This window comes from Catellatospora vulcania, from assembly GCF_009720385.1.
In the GTDB taxonomy this organism is placed as follows: Bacteria; Actinomycetota; Actinomycetes; order Mycobacteriales; family Micromonosporaceae; genus Catellatospora; species Catellatospora vulcania.
In genome coordinates this window covers 57,963-74,640 of sequence record NZ_WARX01000034.1, presented here as the reverse complement: position 1 = coordinate 74,640, position 16,678 = coordinate 57,963, and the positions used below count along the sequence as shown (strand labels likewise).

Annotated in this window: 15 protein-coding genes; 6 read left to right on the top strand and 9 right to left on the bottom strand. The window is 72.5% G+C overall.

Annotated elements, in window-relative coordinates; all coding sequences use genetic code 11:
• Nucleotides 1-118 precede the first annotated feature (118 nt).
• The 3 genes from F6W97_RS37380 to F6W97_RS37370 all read left to right on the top strand — a co-directional run bounded on the left by F6W97_RS37380 (nucleotide 119) and on the right by F6W97_RS37370 (nucleotide 2,901).
• Nucleotides 119-1,096, top strand: a complete 978-nt coding sequence (locus tag F6W97_RS37380) for a phosphotransferase enzyme family protein (RefSeq protein WP_155375317.1) — start codon at nucleotides 119-121, stop codon at nucleotides 1,094-1,096.
• A gap of 166 nt (nucleotides 1,097-1,262) precedes the next feature.
• Nucleotides 1,263-1,850 carry an HD domain-containing protein gene (locus tag F6W97_RS37375; protein WP_155375316.1) on the top strand — a complete coding sequence of 196 codons (588 nt, stop codon included), beginning with the start codon at nucleotides 1,263-1,265 and terminating at the stop codon, nucleotides 1,848-1,850.
• 106 nt (nucleotides 1,851-1,956) lie between these two features.
• On the top strand, nucleotides 1,957-2,901 hold the full coding sequence (locus F6W97_RS37370; protein ID WP_407924642.1) for an NAD(P)/FAD-dependent oxidoreductase: 945 nt from the start codon (nucleotides 1,957-1,959) through the stop codon (nucleotides 2,899-2,901).
• Between the two features lie 86 nt (nucleotides 2,902-2,987).
• Here the strand turns inward: F6W97_RS37370 and F6W97_RS37365 are convergent, their stop codons facing one another.
• Nucleotides 2,988-3,551, bottom strand: coding sequence for a TetR/AcrR family transcriptional regulator (locus F6W97_RS37365; protein WP_230687293.1), 564 nt, complete (start codon nucleotides 3,549-3,551; stop codon nucleotides 2,988-2,990).
• A gap of 170 nt (nucleotides 3,552-3,721) precedes the next feature.
• Here F6W97_RS37365 and F6W97_RS37360 point away from each other — a divergent pair, with 170 nt between their 5' ends.
• A complete protein-coding gene (locus F6W97_RS37360; protein ID WP_155375313.1) occupies nucleotides 3,722-4,660 on the top strand; it encodes an SDR family NAD(P)-dependent oxidoreductase in 939 nt (312 codons plus the stop codon).
• A 76-nt stretch (nucleotides 4,661-4,736) separates the two neighbouring features.
• Here the strand turns inward: F6W97_RS37360 and F6W97_RS37355 are convergent, their stop codons facing one another.
• Both F6W97_RS37355 and F6W97_RS37350 read right to left on the bottom strand, forming a co-directional pair.
• Nucleotides 4,737-5,495 carry an alpha/beta fold hydrolase gene (locus F6W97_RS37355; RefSeq protein WP_155375312.1) on the bottom strand — a complete coding sequence of 253 codons (759 nt, stop codon included), beginning with the start codon at nucleotides 5,493-5,495 and terminating at the stop codon, nucleotides 4,737-4,739.
• Nucleotides 5,496-5,642: 147 nt separating this feature from the next.
• Nucleotides 5,643-7,325 carry a GH12 family glycosyl hydrolase domain-containing protein gene (locus F6W97_RS37350; protein ID WP_196279506.1) on the bottom strand — a complete coding sequence of 561 codons (1,683 nt, stop codon included), beginning with the start codon at nucleotides 7,323-7,325 and terminating at the stop codon, nucleotides 5,643-5,645.
• 259 nt (nucleotides 7,326-7,584) lie between these two features.
• Between F6W97_RS37350 and F6W97_RS37345 the strand changes: the two genes are divergently transcribed.
• Nucleotides 7,585-9,198 (top strand): RecQ family ATP-dependent DNA helicase, encoded by a 1,614-nt coding sequence (locus F6W97_RS37345; protein WP_230687292.1) that lies wholly within the window; start codon nucleotides 7,585-7,587, stop codon nucleotides 9,196-9,198.
• Between the two features lie 58 nt (nucleotides 9,199-9,256).
• Here the strand turns inward: F6W97_RS37345 and F6W97_RS37340 are convergent, their stop codons facing one another.
• From F6W97_RS37340 to F6W97_RS37325, 4 genes are all read right to left on the bottom strand, one after another.
• Nucleotides 9,257-9,652 (bottom strand): RDD family protein, encoded by a 396-nt coding sequence (locus F6W97_RS37340; RefSeq protein WP_155375310.1) that lies wholly within the window; start codon nucleotides 9,650-9,652, stop codon nucleotides 9,257-9,259.
• A 132-nt stretch (nucleotides 9,653-9,784) separates the two neighbouring features.
• The gene (locus F6W97_RS37335; RefSeq protein WP_155375309.1) at nucleotides 9,785-10,651 is read right to left on the bottom strand and encodes a hypothetical protein; all 867 of its coding nucleotides are present in this window, start codon (nucleotides 10,649-10,651) and stop codon (nucleotides 9,785-9,787) included.
• 266 nt (nucleotides 10,652-10,917) lie between these two features.
• A complete protein-coding gene (locus F6W97_RS37330) occupies nucleotides 10,918-11,709 on the bottom strand; it encodes an META domain-containing protein (protein WP_196279505.1) in 792 nt (263 codons plus the stop codon).
• A gap of 166 nt (nucleotides 11,710-11,875) precedes the next feature.
• Entirely contained in the window at nucleotides 11,876-13,735 is a 1,860-nt protein-coding gene (locus F6W97_RS37325; protein ID WP_230687291.1) for a Calx-beta domain-containing protein, read from the bottom strand.
• 329 nt (nucleotides 13,736-14,064) lie between these two features.
• Between F6W97_RS37325 and F6W97_RS37320 the strand changes: the two genes are divergently transcribed.
• Complete coding sequence (locus F6W97_RS37320; RefSeq protein WP_155375306.1) at nucleotides 14,065-14,769, top strand: carbon-nitrogen hydrolase family protein; 705 nt, start codon at nucleotides 14,065-14,067, stop codon at nucleotides 14,767-14,769.
• A gap of 31 nt (nucleotides 14,770-14,800) precedes the next feature.
• Here the strand turns inward: F6W97_RS37320 and F6W97_RS37315 are convergent, their stop codons facing one another.
• Both F6W97_RS37315 and F6W97_RS37310 read right to left on the bottom strand, forming a co-directional pair.
• A complete protein-coding gene (locus tag F6W97_RS37315; RefSeq protein ID WP_230687308.1) occupies nucleotides 14,801-15,436 on the bottom strand; it encodes a response regulator in 636 nt (211 codons plus the stop codon).
• A gap of 2 nt (nucleotides 15,437-15,438) precedes the next feature.
• Nucleotides 15,439-16,650, bottom strand: coding sequence for a sensor histidine kinase (locus F6W97_RS37310; RefSeq protein WP_155375304.1), 1,212 nt, complete (start codon nucleotides 16,648-16,650; stop codon nucleotides 15,439-15,441).
• Between the last annotated feature and the right edge of the window lie 28 nt (nucleotides 16,651-16,678).

The window sequence follows — 16,678 nt, the reverse complement described above, 5'->3', positions numbered from 1 at the left end:
TGGGACGGCCGCGCGTCGGAAATGAGACCGTCGGGACCTCCTTCGGCGGACGGTCGGCGGATTTGGCGGCCGGACGAAAAGGTGTTGCCACGATCCGGGAGATCCGTATCGTGGCCGTGTGCTGACGCCGCCCGCCGACCTGCCCGAGGAACTGCTCGTCTCGACCCTGGCCGACGGCTGGGGGTTGGCGGTGGCCGCGCTGGCCTACCAGCCCGTCGGCTGGGGCAGCCACCACTGGGCGGTCACCGACACCACGGGCGGCCGCTGGTTCGCGACCGCCGACGACCTGACCGGCAAGCGCCGTACGCAGGCCGAGACACTCGACGAGGCCGGCCACCGGCTGCGCGGCTCGTTGCGTGCGGCACGCGAGCTGAGCGACGGCGGGCTGTCCTTCGTCGTCGCGCCGGTCGCCGCGCGCGACGGAGAGCCGCTGGTCCGCACCGGGCGGCAGTACACCCTCGCGCTCTACCCGCACCTCGACGGCCGCAGCTTCAGCTGGGGCGAGTACGACACGCCCGGTCACCGGGAGGCCGTGCTGGAGATGGTGATCGCCGTGCACGGCGGACCCGAGGCCGCCCGCCGCCACGCGGCCGTCGACGACTTCACCGTGCCGCACCGCGACGGGCTCGCCGCCGCGCTCGCCGGGGACCTGCCCGCCACCGGCCCGTACGCCCGCCCGCTGGCCCTGTTGCTGACCGAGCACGCCGCCCAAGTCCACGACCTGCTCGACCGCTACGACCGCCTGGTCGACGAGAACCGCGGCCGCCCGGCAGTGCTCACCCACGGCGAGCCGCACCCCGGCAACACCATGCTCACCCCCGACGGCTGGCGCCTCATCGACTGGGACACCGCGCTGACCGCCCCGCCCGAACGCGACCTCTGGCTGCTCGCCGCGGGCGACGACGCCGTGCTCGCCGCCTACGCGACCGCCACCGGCCACGCCGTGCACCAGCCGCTGCTGGACCTCTACCGGCAGCGCTGGGACATCGCCGACATCGCCGTCGACGTCGCCCGCTTCCGCGCCCCGCACACCGGCACCCCCGAAGACACCAAATGCTTCGACATCCTCACCGACATCCTCACCGCCCTGAAGTAAGGAAGGGCACCTTCACATCGCTATGCGTAGAGGAAGGGCACCCTGTTAACGCGGACCACGCCCTGACCTGCTGTGGCGTGCTCTGACCGCTGCGGCGCGCTGCCCCGGGGCCGTGTTGAGCCGCGGCCGGGCCGCGTCATCTGCCGATCCGGTTAGTCTCGGCCGGATGCCTACCCCTGCCCTCCACCGCGCTCTGACCGAAGTCGCCGATCCTCACCTGCGACCGCTGCCGGATGCTGTCGCAGCGCTGCTCACCGAACTCGACGCGCCCGCTCGGCTGGGCGCGCACCTGCGGGCGGTGCACGACGTCGCCGCGCGGCTGGTCGTCGGGGTCGCCGAGGCGTACCCCGGACTGGCCTTCTCCGCCGAGCAGGTGCTGTTCGGCGCGGCCACCCACGACATCGGCAAGGTTGCGCACCCGTCCGAACTGTCCGGGCCCGGTTCCGAACACGAACCCGCTGGGTACGCGCTGCTGGTGGCCCGCGGGGTCGAACCGTGCCTGGCCCGGTTCGCCCGTGATCACGGGTCGGTGGCCTATGCCCGGCTCAGCACCGAGGACCTGCTGGTCGTCCTCGCCGACAAGGTGTGGAAGGGCAAGCGGGTGCCCCCGCTGGAGGACGAGGTCACCGCGCGGCTGTGCGCAGTGGACGGCGAGCAGCCGTGGGAGGCGTTCCTCCGGCTGGACGACCTGCTGGAACGGCTGGCCCGCGACGCCGACGCCCGGCTGGCGTTCCAAGCTCGTCACCCGGTGTAAGGGCTGTTGCGGGTCGCGTCGGGCCGGCCCGCAGGCGGAGCTGGTTTGCCGGTTCGGCAACAGAGTTTGCCGACGCCGCGCGCTCGGGCGCAGGGTGGTGGCGGAGGTGGTCGAGATGACCCTTGAGGCGTACGACGTGGTGGTCGTCGGCGGCGGGGCCGCCGGGTTGAACGGCGCGCTGACCCTGGCGCGGGCGAGGCGCTCGGTGCTGGTGGTCGACGGTGGGGAGCCGCGCAACGCGACGGCCGCGGCAATGCACGCGTTCCTGTCCCGTGACGGCATGCCGCCGGGCGAGCTGCTGAGGATCGGCCGCGAGGAGGTGCGCGGCTACGGCGGGGAGATCGTGGACGGCCAGGCGGTCTCGGCGGTACGCCAGGACGGCGGCTTCGCCGTGACCCTCGACGACGGCCGGCTCGTCCGGGCGCGGCGGCTGCTGGTGGCCACCGGCGTCGTCGACGAGCTGCCGCCGATCCCCGGCCTGCGCGAGCGGTGGGGCCGCGACGTGCTGCAGTGCCCGTACTGCCACGGCTGGGAGGTGCGCGACCAGGCCGTCGCGGTGCTGGCGACCGGCGCGCACGCGGCCATGCAGGCGCTGCTCTACCGGCAGTGGACATCGGACGTGACCCTGCTGCGCCACACCGGCCCGGAGCCGACCGAGACGGAGCTGGCACAGCTCGCCGCCCGCGGGGTGCGCCTCGTGGACGGCGAGGTCGCCGGGCTGGAGGTGGCCGAAGACCGGCTGACCGGGGCGCGGCTGGTCGACGGCACGGTCGTGCCGTGTGAGGCGCTGGTGGTGTCGGCGCGCATGGCGCCCCGGGCGGGGGTGCTGGAGTCGCTGGGCGTCGCGCTCACCGAGCACCCGTTCGGCGCGTACGTCGCCGCGGACCCGACCGGCCTGACCGAGGTGCCCGGAATGTGGGTGGCGGGCAACATCACAGATCTTGCCGCGCAGGTCGTCCACGCCGCGGCGGGCGGCTCACGGGCGGCCGCGTTCATCAACTTCGACCTGGTCACCGAGGACACCGCGGCCGCGGTGGCTGCCGCCGGCTGACCTGCTCCGTGCGCTGGTCAGCGCCTGCCGATGTTGGGAAGGGCGCCTTCTACAACGTGTAGCGATGTGAAGGTGCCCTTCCTTTCTCAGGTGGGGCGGTGGCGCAGGCCGTCCATGAGCAGGTCGAGCAGGCGTGCGGCCTGCTCGGCCTGTGCCGGGTCGGCGGTGGCCAGCGAGATGCCGCCGAGGCCGACCAGCACGTCCTCGGGCCGTACGTCGGTGCGCACGGAACCGGCGTCGGCGGCCGCGTGCAGCAGCGTGGTGACCGCGCCGAGCAGCCGGTCGCGGCTCTGCGCGAACGGGTTGCCGCCGGAGGCGATCACGGCGCGCAGCGCGTCGGCCATGCCCCGCTTGGTCGACATGTACTCGACGAACAGGTCCATCCAGGCGCGCACCGCCCGGTCCGGCGGCATGGTCTCCAGCAGGCCGGGGGCGGCGTCGCACAGCCGGGCCAGCTCCTTGCGGTACGCCGCCTCGACGAGCGCCTCGCGGGTCGGGAAGTGCCGGTAGAGGGTGCCGATGCCGACACCGGCCTGCTTGGCGATGGCGTCCATGGAGACCTGCGGCCCGTCGTGCGCGAAGGCCTGGGCTGCGACTTCGAGCAGCCGTTCGCGGTTGCGCTGCGCGTCGGCGCGCAGGGGTCGGGTCACGGCTCCTCCTCCCGGTGACGAGCGGGTGACGCGGCTCATTGTGCTCATCGGCACCGCGGTTGCAAAACGGAGGAGTCTCCGGTTAGCGTGGAACGGGTAACGGAGGGTCCTCCGGTTGTTGACTGTACCGGAGGACCCGACCCGGCATCGTCGATCAGGACGGAAAGATCATGAGCACACGTATCACCACCCCGTTCACCGCCACCTCCACCGCCGCCGAGGTGGTGCAGGGCGTCGACCTCACCGGCCGGCGGGCCGTGGTCACCGGCGGCGCGTCCGGCATCGGCGTGGAGACCGCCCGCGCCCTGGCCGGTGCGGGCGCGGAGGTCACCCTGGCGGTACGCGACACCGCCGCCGGCGACCGCACCGCCGCCGACATCACCGCCACCACCGGCAACAAGGACATCCACGTCGCCCGGCTCGACCTCGCCGACCAGGACTCCGTCGCCGCGTTCACCGCGGCCTGGGACGGCCCGCTGCACATCCTCGTCAACAACGCCGGGATCATGGCAGCGCCGCTGATGCGCACCCCGCAGGGCTGGGAGATGCAGTTCGCCACCAACCACCTCGGACACTTCGCCCTGGCCCGCGGCCTGCACAGCGCCCTCGCCGCGGCCGGCGGCGCCCGGGTGGTCTCGGTCAGCTCGTCGGCGCACCTGCGCTCGCCCGTGGTGTTCGACGACATCCACTTCACCCGGCGCGAGTACGAGCCCTGGGCGGCATACGGGCAGTCGAAGACCGCGAACGTGCTGTTCGCGGTGGAGGGGACCCGCCGCTGGGCGGGTGACGGCATCACCGTCAACGCGCTGATGCCCGGCGCGATCCAGACCAACCTGCAGCGCTACGTCTCCGAGGAGGAGCTGAACCGGCTGCGGGCGCAGCTGGGCGGCGGCGACTTCCAGTGGAAGACTCCGGAGCAGGGCGCCGCGACCTCGGTCCTGGTGGCCACGTCGCCGCTGCTGGACGGCGTCGGCGGGCGGTACTTCGAGGACTGCGCCGAGGCCGAGCCGAACACCGGGGGCGGTCGGCGCGGGGTGGCGGCGTACGCGCTGGACCCCGCCGCGGCGCAGCGGCTCTGGGAGATCACCGAACAGACCCTGGCGGGCTGATGCGGGATGCCCTCCCGGTGAGGCCGGGAGGGCCGGTCCGGTCAGAACTCGGGCATGAGCCTTCCGGCCGGCGTCGTCATGACCAGGACAGGAAGTCGCCGATCGCGGCGGTGAACGCGGCCGGGTAGTCGCGGCGTACGCAGTGACCAGCCCCGGTCACCCGCAGCGCGGTGAACGGCCCGGCGGCGATGTCGGCGCAGTCCTCGGCGTCGGTCTCCCGCAGCAGGCCACCGCGGGCGACCTCGCCGTAGAGGAGCAGCGTGGGACAGGTGACCCCGGCCAGCGACTGCAGCAGCGCCGGTCCCGGCTCGTAGGGCAGGTCGTAGCACCGCGGGTCGAACTCGCCCTTGCTGACCGCCCACGGCTCGTATTCGGCCTCGGGCCAGCCCGGGTTGTCCGCGCGGCCCCTGGCGATCCGCGCGTCGAGGTCCAGCGCCTGCAGTTCGGCCAGCCAGGACGGCATGCCGTCGGCGGCGAGGGTGTGGTGCGGGCCGGGCGGGTCCTCCAGCACCAGCGCCCCGACCAGCTTGGGCCGCGCGGCGGCCAGCGCGGCCGCGGCCAGCGCACCCATCGAGTGCCCGATCACGACGACCGGCGGCAGGCCGAGCTCGTCGAGCACCAGCGCGGCGTCGGCGGCGTTGGCGGCGGTGCCGGTGGGCGCGTCGGGCAGCCCCGACGAGCCGTGCCCGCGGGCGTCCAGCGTGATCGCGCCGGTGTGCGCGGTGAGCGCCGGCAGCACCGGGCCCCAGCACGCGCCCGAGTCGGAGAAGCCGTGCAGGAGCAGCAGACCCGGCTCGCCACCGTGGCGCTCCCAGGCGAGGTGAGCGGTGCGCACCGGGGACCTCCCAAGAAGATGATCACCCTGACCCTACACCGGCGGACGGCCGGGCGACGGTCTTGGGAGCTCACCGCGCCGGGTGGTCCGACGTGACGTGCGGCGGAGCCGGTGGCTCCGCCGCACGTGATCGGGTGGTACGCGGGATTACGAGGCGGTGCAGGAGAACGTGGTCGGCAGCGACGTGTTGCCGTTGGGACGGCTGGCCTGGAAGCCCCACGACGCGGTCTGGCCCGGTGCGAGCGCGCCGTTCCAGTTCTGGTTGGTCTCGGTCACGTTCTGCCCGCTGACCACGGCCGCCTGCGGCCAGGAGCCGGTGTGCGCGTGGCCGGACGGCAGGGTCGCCGTAGACGCCCACCCGTTGATGGTCGACGAGCCGGTGTTGGTGACCGTCACCTGCAGGACGTAGCCGTTGTTCCACTGGCTCTGCACCGTCGCGGTGGTCGTGCAGCCGGACCCGCCACCGCCGCCGCCGGTCGTGGTGACGTTGACGATGCCGGAGTAGCCGGACGTGCCCGCGGAGTTGGAAGCCCGCACGCGGTACCGGTAGGTGGTGTTGGCGGCCAGCCCGGAGTCGGTGAACGACGGCGAGCTCGACGTGCCGATCTGGCTGAAGCTGGTGCTGGTCGCGCCGGTGGCCCGCTCGACCAGGTAGCTGCTGACCGTGCCGGAGGACGCCGACCAGCTCAGGGACGCGCCACTGGAGGTCACATTCGACGCGCTCGGCGTGCCGGGCGTGCCCGGGACCTGCGTTCCGCCGCCGGTGGTGGTGACGTTGACGATGCCGGAGTAGCCGGACGTGCCGGCCGAGTTGGAGGCCCGCACGCGGTACCGGTAGGTGGTGTTGGCGGCCAGCCCGGAGTCGGTGAACGACGGCGAGCTCGACGTGCCGATCTGGCTGAAGCTGGTGCTGGTCGCGCCGGTGGCCCGCTCGACCAGGTAGCTGCTGACCGTGCCGGAGGACGCCGACCAGCTGAGCGACGCGCCACTGGAGGTCACATTCGACGCGCTCGGCGTGCCGGGCGTGCCGGGCGGCTGGGTGCCGCCGCCGTTGGTGACCGCCGCCGAGAACGAGTTGACGGTCAGGCCCACGCCGCCGATCCACGGTTCGAAGCCGGCCTGGACGCTGGTCAGATACCAGCTGTTGTTGCCGTACTGCGAGCCGCGGGTGAACGTGTCGCGGACGAAGTCCATCACGTCGAAGCTCAGCGAGTTGATGACCGAGCCGGTGAACAGGTAGGACACCACGTTGTTGGCGCCGTTGCTGCCGGTCCACACGGCCCAGCTGCGCCCGGCGATGTTCGCGGTGCCGGTCTGGGAGCCGATGGGCTGGATGCTGCCCTGCCGGTTGAACCAGATCATGATCTCGGTGTCCTGGACACCGGAGACGTTGGTGTCCGCGTTCAGCCAGATGTCGTACGAGGCGTTGTAGGTGCCGCTGCCGGGGTACGAGTAGCTGATGCTGCTGTTGGCGGTGCCGATGGTGCTGAGCTGCTTGGGTAGCGGGGAGCTCGGGCTGCAGTTGGTGTAGTGGCAGCCCAGGAAGATGGACGGGTAGGACACCGGCGCACCCGAGGTGCTGCCGACGCCGTCCTGCTGGGTGATGCTGAACCCGTTGCTCGTGGTGTTGATGCACTGGGTGGCGCTGGTGCCCCACCGGTTGTTCTGGATCACGTAGCTGCCGGCGACCACGGTGCCGTACTGCTCGCAGATGGTCGCGGCGTGGGCGGGCTGGGCCGCGAGAAGGCTTGCGGCGGTGGCGGCGACGGTCAGCACGATGGCCGAGGCGATCGTCGTCAGGCGTTGCTTTCTGCTCGTCGTGGCGTGCATGTCACTCCTTGGGCAGGGGAGGAGAGATCGGGTTGTGCCATGACTGGGAGCGCTTCCACCGGACACCATAGGCCATCGTCGAAGTGCCTGTAAACAGTGGTATCGACGGCAATCAGTTTCATGGAAGTTACACGCGCTTCACGGCCGCGTTGCCTCACCGACCTCTTCGGGCGGACGCCGGTGACCCGCACGCCCCGGTGGGCCGGCGCTCGCGCGGCGGGTGGGAGGATGCGGGTTCGAGTCTGGGGAGGGGTACGAGGTGGGAGATCTGCAGCGGCTGCGCGAGGTCGCGGCACAGGTGTACGGGTGGACGGAGCTGCGCCCGGCGCAGGAGGAGGCCATGGCCCACGTGGTCGCGGGCCGCGACACGATCGTGGTGTCGCCCACCGGCTCCGGGAAATCGGCCATCTACCAGGTCCCGGCGCTGGTCGTCGGCGGGCCGACGATCGTGGTGTCGCCGCTCATCGCGCTGCAGCGCGACCAGGTCAAGAACCTCGTCGACCGCGGGGCTCCGGACGCGCACGTGGTCAACTCCGCGCGCAGCGCCCGCGACAACGACGCCGCATTCGAGGCGCTGCGCGCCGGTGACGCCGAGTTCCTGTTCCTCGCGCCCGAGCAGCTGGCCAAGGACGAGGTGGTGGCGCAGCTGCTGGAGGCCAAGCCGTCGCTGTTCGTGGTGGACGAGGCGCACTGCGTCTCCTCCTGGGGACACGACTTCCGGCCCGACTACCTGCGCCTCGGCGAGGTCATCGAGCGGCTGGGCCACCCGACCGTGCTGGCGCTGACCGCCACCGCCTCGCCGCCGGTGCGCGCCGACATCGTCGAGCGGCTGCGCATGCGCGACGCGGTGCAGCTGGTCAAGGGCTTCGACCGGCCCAACATCCGGCTGGAGGTGTCCCGCGAGATCACCGAGCGGGAGAAGCGCCGCGAGATCATCGAGCGCATCATCGCGCTCGACCCGCCAGGCCTGCTCTACGTGCAGACCCGCGGCGAGACCGAGGAGTACGCCGAGGCGCTGCGCGAGGCAGGGGAGGAGGCGTACGCGTACCACGCGGGTCTGAGCTCTTCGGAGCGATCCTCCGTGCACGACGCGTTCCTGGCCTCCGACCGGGTCGTGGTCGTCGCGACGTCCGCGTTCGGCATGGGCATCGACAAGCCGAACGTGCGCTTCGTGGTGCACGCGGCCCCCGCCGAGTCGCTTGACTCCTACTACCAGCAGATCGGCCGCGCCGGCCGCGACGGCGACCAGGCCACCGCCGTGCTCTACTTCCGCCCCGAGGACCTGCGCCTGCCGCGCTTCTTCTCCTCCGGCACCGTCGACGAGGAGCTGCTCACCCGCGTCGGCGCGGGCGTCATCGCGGCCGACGGCCCGGTGCGCATCGACGACCTGGTCGAAGAACTCGACGTCACCCGCTCGCGGGTCACCCGCTCGGTCAACCTGCTGCAGGAGGCCGGGGCCGTGCTCACCACCGGCAAGGGCGTGCGGTGGACCGGCGGCGAGCTGGCCGACGCCGTCGCGGCGGCCGCGGTCGAGGCCGCGCAGATGCGCACCATCGAGCTGACCCGGGTCGAGATGATGCGCGGGTACGCCGAGACCGACGACTGCCGCCGCCAGTTCCTGCTCGGCTACTTCGGCGAGGACCTGGTCGACACCTGCGGCAGCTGCGACACCTGCACCGCGGGCACCGCCGACGCGCAGTCCGACGTGGACACCGGGTTCCCGGTGCAGTCACGGGTCACCCACGCCGAGTGGGGTCCGGGCGTGGTCATGCGTGAGGAGAACGACCGCATCACGGTGCTGTTCGACGAGGTCGGCTACCGCACCCTGTCGCTGAAGGCGGTCCGCGCCCGCAACCTGCTCGCCCCCGCCTGACCTTCGGGCTTCCACCGGGACCTCGCGACACGTCGGCCGAGGTCCCGGTGGCCGGGCGTCAGGCTTTCACGACGACCGTACTGGTGATCTTGTCAGCGAACGTCTGCTTCTTCGCGTCCCACAGCGGGAAGAGCCAGCCGATGTAGAACACGACCGTGTCGGCCACGTGCGCCAGGTCGCGCAGGAACGCCTGCAGTGCGCCGATCGGGAGCAGGCCGCGCTCGTACACGAGCTTGATGCCGAGCAGTCGGCGGCCCAGTGACTGGCCCGACTTTCCACCGAGATACCAGCGGTTGAAGCCGTGCGCCGCGATGACCACGACGGTGGCCGCCTTGGCCAGGCCGCCGCCACCGTCGGCGAGTCCGGTGATCCGGACCAGCATCAGGACGATCCCCAGCAGCGCCAGGTCGACGATGAACGCGGCCGCGCGGGCGGGCCATCCGGCAAGGGACATGTCGCACTCCTCTGGTGTAGATCAAGTCCCGGCATCAGATCATGAACGGGCCGCGCCGTGGGGGCACGCCCGGTCGCCGTACGCAGGTGATCGCAAGCCTTCGACGTACCCCCACGGCCGGGCACCGGTGCCTCAGTTCGCGCAGATCGCGAACGCCCGCACCTTCCAGTTGCCGCTGAAGCCGTTGTCGTCCTCGGTCGCGCTCGCCGTCACCGCGGTGCTCGACACCGCGTGCACGGCCGTCAGCCGCACCTGGCCCTCGCCGCCCAGGATCTCCGCCCCGACGCCGTGCACCTTGCGCCCGGCGGAGCAGGTCACCGTCACCGACCTGGTGCTGGTGGAGCTGAGCGCACTGTCGTCGAGCAGCCGCTCGTAGCCCGCAGGCTGGGTCGCGCAGACTGCCCGCGCCTGCACCTGCCAGTCGCCGGCGAAGCCGGTCCCGTCCTCCGCGCCGGTGACGGTGACGCTGCTGGTGTCGATGCGCAGATCCTCCAGGATCAGCTCGCTGACCGACGCGCCGCTGACCGCGCCGCCCACGCCGAGCGCCACCTTGCCGAGCGGGCAGCTGACCAGGTGCGACTTGCTGGTGGGTGACGACCAGGCCGAGCTGCCGGAGACGACCTGGTAGCCGGCCGGGGCCGGGGCGCAGAGCACGGTCGCCGACAGCGACCAGTTCGAGCCGGTGCCGTTCTCGTCCTCGCGCCCGGTCACCGACCAGGTGGTGTTCCCGGACACGGGCAGGAGGAAGTCCAGACCGATGTGGCCGGTCGCGCCGGTGACGGCGCCACCGCCGCCGAGCGCGACGCTGCCCGCCGGGCAGGTCTTGTTCTGAGTCTTGGCGACGCTGTCGCTCGGGCCGGTGACGGTCTGGCGGGTCAGCCCGGGAACCGCCGCAGCCGGCGCCGCCAGGGCGAGCTGGCTCACCGCGAGGGAGCTCAGCGCCAGCCCGGCGGTCAGTGCCGCGCGGGTCAGCCGGTGGTGGGTCGCTCGTGCCTGCATCGAAGTCTCCTGTACTGGTAGGGAGCCTTCAACGTACGAACGCGAGCGGTGTTCGTTTGTGGACTTCTCCACACACCCGCGGTGGCGATGATTACAGCGACAGGTTTCTGACCTGCGGAAAGTCGGCGATCCGACGGTTCGTGCCGCGCGGGGCGGGCGACCGCTGCCGACGCCCACAACTTGTGGGTTGTCGGTACAACCCACAAGTTGTGGCCGCATCGGCGTATGCCCCGGCCGTCATCGTCAGCGCGAGGCGGTGCCGCGCCTCACTTCTGAGCGGCGCGCAGCTGCAGCCCGTGGCCGTCGGGGCCGGTGAGGGTCAGCCGGTCGGCGGTGACCTGCCAGGTCACGTCGCCCTTCAGGGTGGCCAGCACGGCCCGCTCCAGCCGGTTGACGTCATCGGCGCAGGCCATCCTCGTAGTGGAGATCTCGGCGAACGCGATCGTCTTCTCGGCGAGCACGGCGGTGCCGCCGAGGTTGTTGCAGCCGGTGTGGCCCTGTACCTTGCCGTCGGCGAACTCCAGGAACGCGGTCGCGCCAGTGGGGACCGAGCTCGCGCTCTGCCCGTCGAGCACGGTGTCGACCTGCCAGCGGGTGGCGGTCAGCGGGCGGTCCGGGTCGGCGGACTCCTGGTCCTGCAAGGTGACCTCCATGGTGTCGGTGCGCAGGGTGAGCACGTCCCCGGCCAGCTCCCAGCGCGGCCCGGCCTGCAGGAAGCCGGATACCAGCTGGTCCTGCTCGTGCAGTTTCGGGTCGCAGCCCATGTCGGTCATGCTCATGTCGCCGGACAGCCGCAGCTGCCCGCCGGACAGGTCTGCCTCGCCGCCCATGCTGTTGCATCCGGCGGTGGCCCCGAGGTGGCCGTTCTGGTCCAGCGCCAGCCGGATGCGGGTGCCCTTGACCAGGTCGTAGGGTTTGCCGTCGCGGGCGACGGCGGTGGACAGGAAGGTCCGCCCGGCCAGGACGGCACCGTCGTCGGGCGGGCCGTCCGCGCCGGCGTCGAGGGGCTGCGCGCACGCGGCGAGCAGCAGAACGGTCAGCAGCGGGCTTACGCGCACGGTCTTCACGTTACCTTCGACCTCCGGCGGACCCGCTGGGTTCCGTGCCACGGCCAGGACGCCCCGGCGGTGGTGGCGTCGGAGCGTCCCGGCTGGTCGCGGGTGGTGAGCCGTTAGGAAGGGCACCTTCTACAACGTATAGCGATGTGAAGGTGCCCTTCCTTCGTCAGGCGCGGCAGGGAGTGCCGGTCGGGTGGGTGGAGGAGCCGGTGATGCCGGCCTTGGACTCGCCGATGACGACGTCGGTCAGCAGGGTGTCCAGGAGCAGGGCCTGCTGGGTGACGCCGGTGGCGGTGGTGGTGGTGCTGTTGAGCTTCAGGCTGCCGACCACCAGCGGGATGGTGAGCGGGCCGCTGCCCACCGTCACCGTCGCGCCGTTGACCTTCAGGTTGGTGATGGTGGACGAGCCCGTGAACTGCGGGGCGAGCCCGCCGGGTCCGGCCACGCAGGTCGCCGAGGCGGTCGAGTTGATGTAGCCGACCTCGATGGTGACCAGGCCCGCGACGGTGATCTTCGTGGAGCCCGCGGCCGACGTGGAGACGGCCTTGTCACCCGCCGCTGGCGCGGTGCTCAGGTTGTCGGGGGTCAGGTTGGTGCCCGCGGACAAGCCTGTCGTCTTCACGGTGACCAGGCCGGCGTTGAGCGTGTTGTCGGGGCCGGTCGAGGTGGCGTCCACGCAAGGCGAGTTGGCCGGGTTGGCCTGCGCCGAGACCTGGCCGGCCAGGTTCAGGGCGGTGGCCGAGCAGGTGAAGACGCCGTCGCGGTCGTTGTCCACGATGGTCGCCTCGCCCGACGGGTCGGTCAGCGCCGCGCCGCTCGGCGAGCTGAGGCCCAGCTTGAAGGTCTCGTTGAGCTCGTCGGCGGTGTCGTCGGTGATCGGCACGGTGACCGTCTTGAGCGTCTCGTTCGGGGAGAACGTGAGCAGGCCGGACTTGGCGGTGAAGTCGCCCGCTCCGGCGCTGCCGGTGGTGGTCGCGTAGCTCACGCTCACCGGGAACGGAGCCGGGCTGGACAGGGTGACGGTGAAGTCGACGGTGCCGGCTCCCTCGTTCACCTGCACGTCGTACACGCTCAGGCCGGGCACGTGCACGGTCAGGGTCTGCACGTAGCCGCGGCTGGTCCCGTCGACGAGGAAGTCGACCTCGCACTGGAAGGTCCCGCCCGCGGCCTCACCGTCCACCTCGACGGTCTCGCTGAACGCCGCGTCGTCGCCGCTGGTCACGGTCCGCGACGCGGGCGACAGCGACACCGACAGGGCGTCGTCGCAGTCCACGCTGTGGGTGACCGTCACCTCGATGGCCTGGATGCCCGCCAGGATCGCGTCGGCGACCTGGTTGGCGGGCACGTTGTCCAGGAACACGCCGCCGGTGGCGTCGGTGACGGCCTGGATCTGACCGCCCTGGTTCAGGCCGCCCGCGCCGACGTTGACCGCGACCACGCGTACGTCGGCCGCCTGGAGCGCGGCGATGACCTGGGCGCGGGTGTGGCCGATGCTCGGCTCGTGGGAGACGGCGTCGCCGAAGATGACGACGATGCGGGTGCCGTCGGGACGGAACGTGACCGCGCCCGTGGCGAGCTGGTAGAGGGCGTTGAGGCCGTCCTCGGCGATGTCGCCGCCGCCGCCCGCGCTCCACGCGTTGATGCCGGTCTGCACGAGGGCCTGGTTCGCGGTGAGCCCCTGGTTGACGGCGAACGGCGGAGTGTCGTTGACGTCCTTGTAGTTGGCCGCCGCGAACTGCGCGCTGGGCTGCGCACCGCTGACGGCGGTCATGATGTCGGCGGCGTTGGTCTTCACGTTGGCGATGGCCCCGCCCATGCTGCCGGTGGTGTCGGCGAGGAACACGATGTCGGGGTTCGGCGGCACCGCCGGGGTGTGCACGACCTTGGCGATCGTGGCGGAGCCGCCGGGCGGCAGGGTGCGGGTGACGGCGGACGGTTCGACGCCGGGATCGGCGGCGTGCGCCGGGGGAGCCGGCTGGGAGAGCAGGCCCGACGCCGCCAGGGCGGCCACCGTGAGGACACTCAAGCCCCACCGGTGGGTAGCCTTCCGCCTGTGCAGGTGCAACATCTGGCACATCCTTTCGGGCAGCCTGCGGCGTCCGGCGGTGTGCCGGCGGCGTACGGCTGCTGGGTGTGCCTAGAGTCAAAGCGATGAATATCGAAGCCAACAACGCTTGACTATCCGGTACGGGCCGACTAAGTGACTCCATGTGTGAGCGCGATCGCGTTAGGTGATGGCGGTCGATCGCTCCGTTCGGCGTAACCTGATCGGACTACGCTGTGCCCGGACCCGGTGGCGTGAGGTGAATGACTGCCGGATGCACGTTGACGGCTATTCGATAGCGGGGAGTGCCGGTGGAACGCAGGCCGCTGGTGATCGCGGTGGCGCAGCCGCTGATCGTGGCGTACGACGTGGCGGCCAACGCCGTGGAGCACGCGGCCGCGGTGCGCGCCGCCGACGCCCGGGTGGTGGTGTTCCCCGAGCTCTCCCTCACCGGCTACCAGCTCGACGCGCCCGCGATCACCGCCGACGACCCGCGGCTCGGCCCGCTCGTGCAGGCCTGCGCCGAGACCGGCACGCTGGCCCTGGCCGGCGCGCCCGTGTGGGACACGGCAGGCCACGCCTACATCGCGACGCTGGCGGTGGAGGGCGGCGGGGCGCGGGTCGCGTACCGCAAGGTCCACGTTCACGAATCCGAGGACCGGTTCAGCTGCGGTGACAGCCCGGCCGTGGTCGAGGTCGACGGCTGGCGGCTGGGCCTGGCGATCTGCCGCGACACCGCGTTCCCCGAGCATGACGCCGCGACGGCGGAACTGGGCATGGACGTGTACGTCGCCTCGGTGCTCGACCACGCGCACGCCCCGCACACACCCGACCGGGCCCGGCGCGTCGCCGCCGACCGGGGTGTCTGGGTCGCCGCGGCGAGTTTCGCGGGCTCCACCGGCGGCGGCTTCGACCGGGCCGCCGGCGGCTCGGCGATCTGGGCTCGCGACGGCGTCGCCGTAGCTGAGGCGGGATCCGAGCCGGGCGCGATCGCACGGGCCACCCTGCGGCCGTGACGCCGGCGGCCTCGCGGCCCGGAGCTGAGTCTCACCCACGCAGGTAGGCCAGCACCGCCAGCACCCGGCGGTGGTCGTCGGCGTCGGGCGGCAGGTCGAGCTTGGCGAGGATGCCCGCGATGTGTTTGGCCACCGCGGCCTCGGTGACGACCAGGCGGCGGGCGATCGCGGCATTGGAACGCCCCTCGGCGACCAGGCCGAGCACCTCGCGCTCGCGCGGGGTGAGCCGGTGCAGCGGGTCGCGGCGGCGGTCCAGCAGCTGGCGGACCACCTCGGGGTCGAGCACCGTGTGCCCGTCGGCGACCCGGACCAGGCCGTCGACGAACTCGCTCACCTCGCCGATCCGGTCCTTGAGCAGGTATCCCGTGCCTGCCGACCGCCCCGCGTCGATCAGCTCCGCGGCGTAGGTCTGCTCGACGTACTGGCTGAGCACCAGGATCGGCAGGTCCGGCAGCTCGGTGCGCAACGCCAGCGCGGCCCGCAGCCCCTCGTCGCTGTAGCCGGGCGGCATCCGCACGTCGGTGACGACGATGTCGGGCCGCAGCAGCGGCACCTGCTCGCGCAGCGCGTCAGCGTCGGCGACCGCGGCGGCGACCTCGTGTCCGAAGTGGCGCAGCAGGCTGGTCAGGCCCTCGCGCAGCAGCACCGAGTCCTCGGCCAGCACCACCCTCAGCGTTCGCACGGCAGCTCCACCCGCAGCAGCGTCGGCCCGCCGGGCGGGCTGGCCAGCAGCAGCCGTCCGCCGACCGCCGCGGCCCGGTCGGCCAGGCCGGTCAGCCCGGTGCCGCGGGCCGGGTCGGCGCCGCCCGCGCCGTCGTCGTGAACCTCCAGCATGAGCCGCCGGTCCTGCGTCCATGCGCTGACCCGGCCGCCGGCCGCGCTGCTGTGCCGGGCCAGGTTGGCCAGCGCCTCGTTGACCGCGAAGTACGCGGTGGCCTCGACCGGGGCGGGCAGCCGCCCGTCCAGGCGCAGGTCGAGTTCGACGGGCACGGGGGAGCGGCCGGCGATGTCGCGGATCGCGGCGGCCAGCCCGCGGTCGCTGAGCACCTGCGGGTGTACGCCGCGGATCAGCTCGCGCAGCTCGGCCAGCGCCGCGGCGGTCTGCTGCTTCGCGTCGTCGAGCAGCGGCGCGACCGTGTGGTCGTCGGTGACCTGCAGCCGGGCCAGGCCGAGTGTGACGCTCAGCGCGACGAGCCGTTGCTGCGCTCCGTCGTGCAGGTCGCGTTCGATGCGGCGGCGTTCGGAGTCGAAGCCCGCGGCCAGCCGCTGCCGGGAGCGCATGACCTCGACCAGGTCGGTGTCGGACGGGGCCAGCACGGCACGGGCGATCGCGCCCCGCGCCCCGGCCCAGGCGGTGATGGGGTACGCGGCCAGCGGCAGCATGATCAGTCCGGCGGCGCACAGCAGCGCGGCGAACCAGGGGTCGGCGGGCAGCTCGGCACCCGGGCCGGAGGGCTGCAGCGGGGCCGAGATGAGCATCAGCGGCGGGAGCAGCGACAACAGCACGACGGCCAGGTCAAGCCACCAGGCCACGCAGGCGCTGAGCACGGCGTACCCGATCTCGCGCCAGGTGCTGGGCTCGGCGAGCCGCAGCGGCGGGCGCGCCGGCAGCGGGCGGTCGTCGACCAGGCGCAGCCGCCGCCGGTCGAACCCGGCGATCAGCGGACCGGCGGCCACCACGACCAGCAGTGCGGCGACCAGCAGCCCGATGAGCGCGGTGCGCCCCGGGCGCAGCAGCTCGATCCCGATCAGCAAAGCCATCGGCAGCGCCGCCGGAACCAGACCTGCGGCCAGGTACGCCAGCGACCGCCACGGCCACCCCGTACGCACCAGCCGCCAGGGCGGTGTCGCGGCGGCGGACAGGGCGGTGCGGGTGGTCACGGCACGACCCTAGCCTGCGCCGATGGGC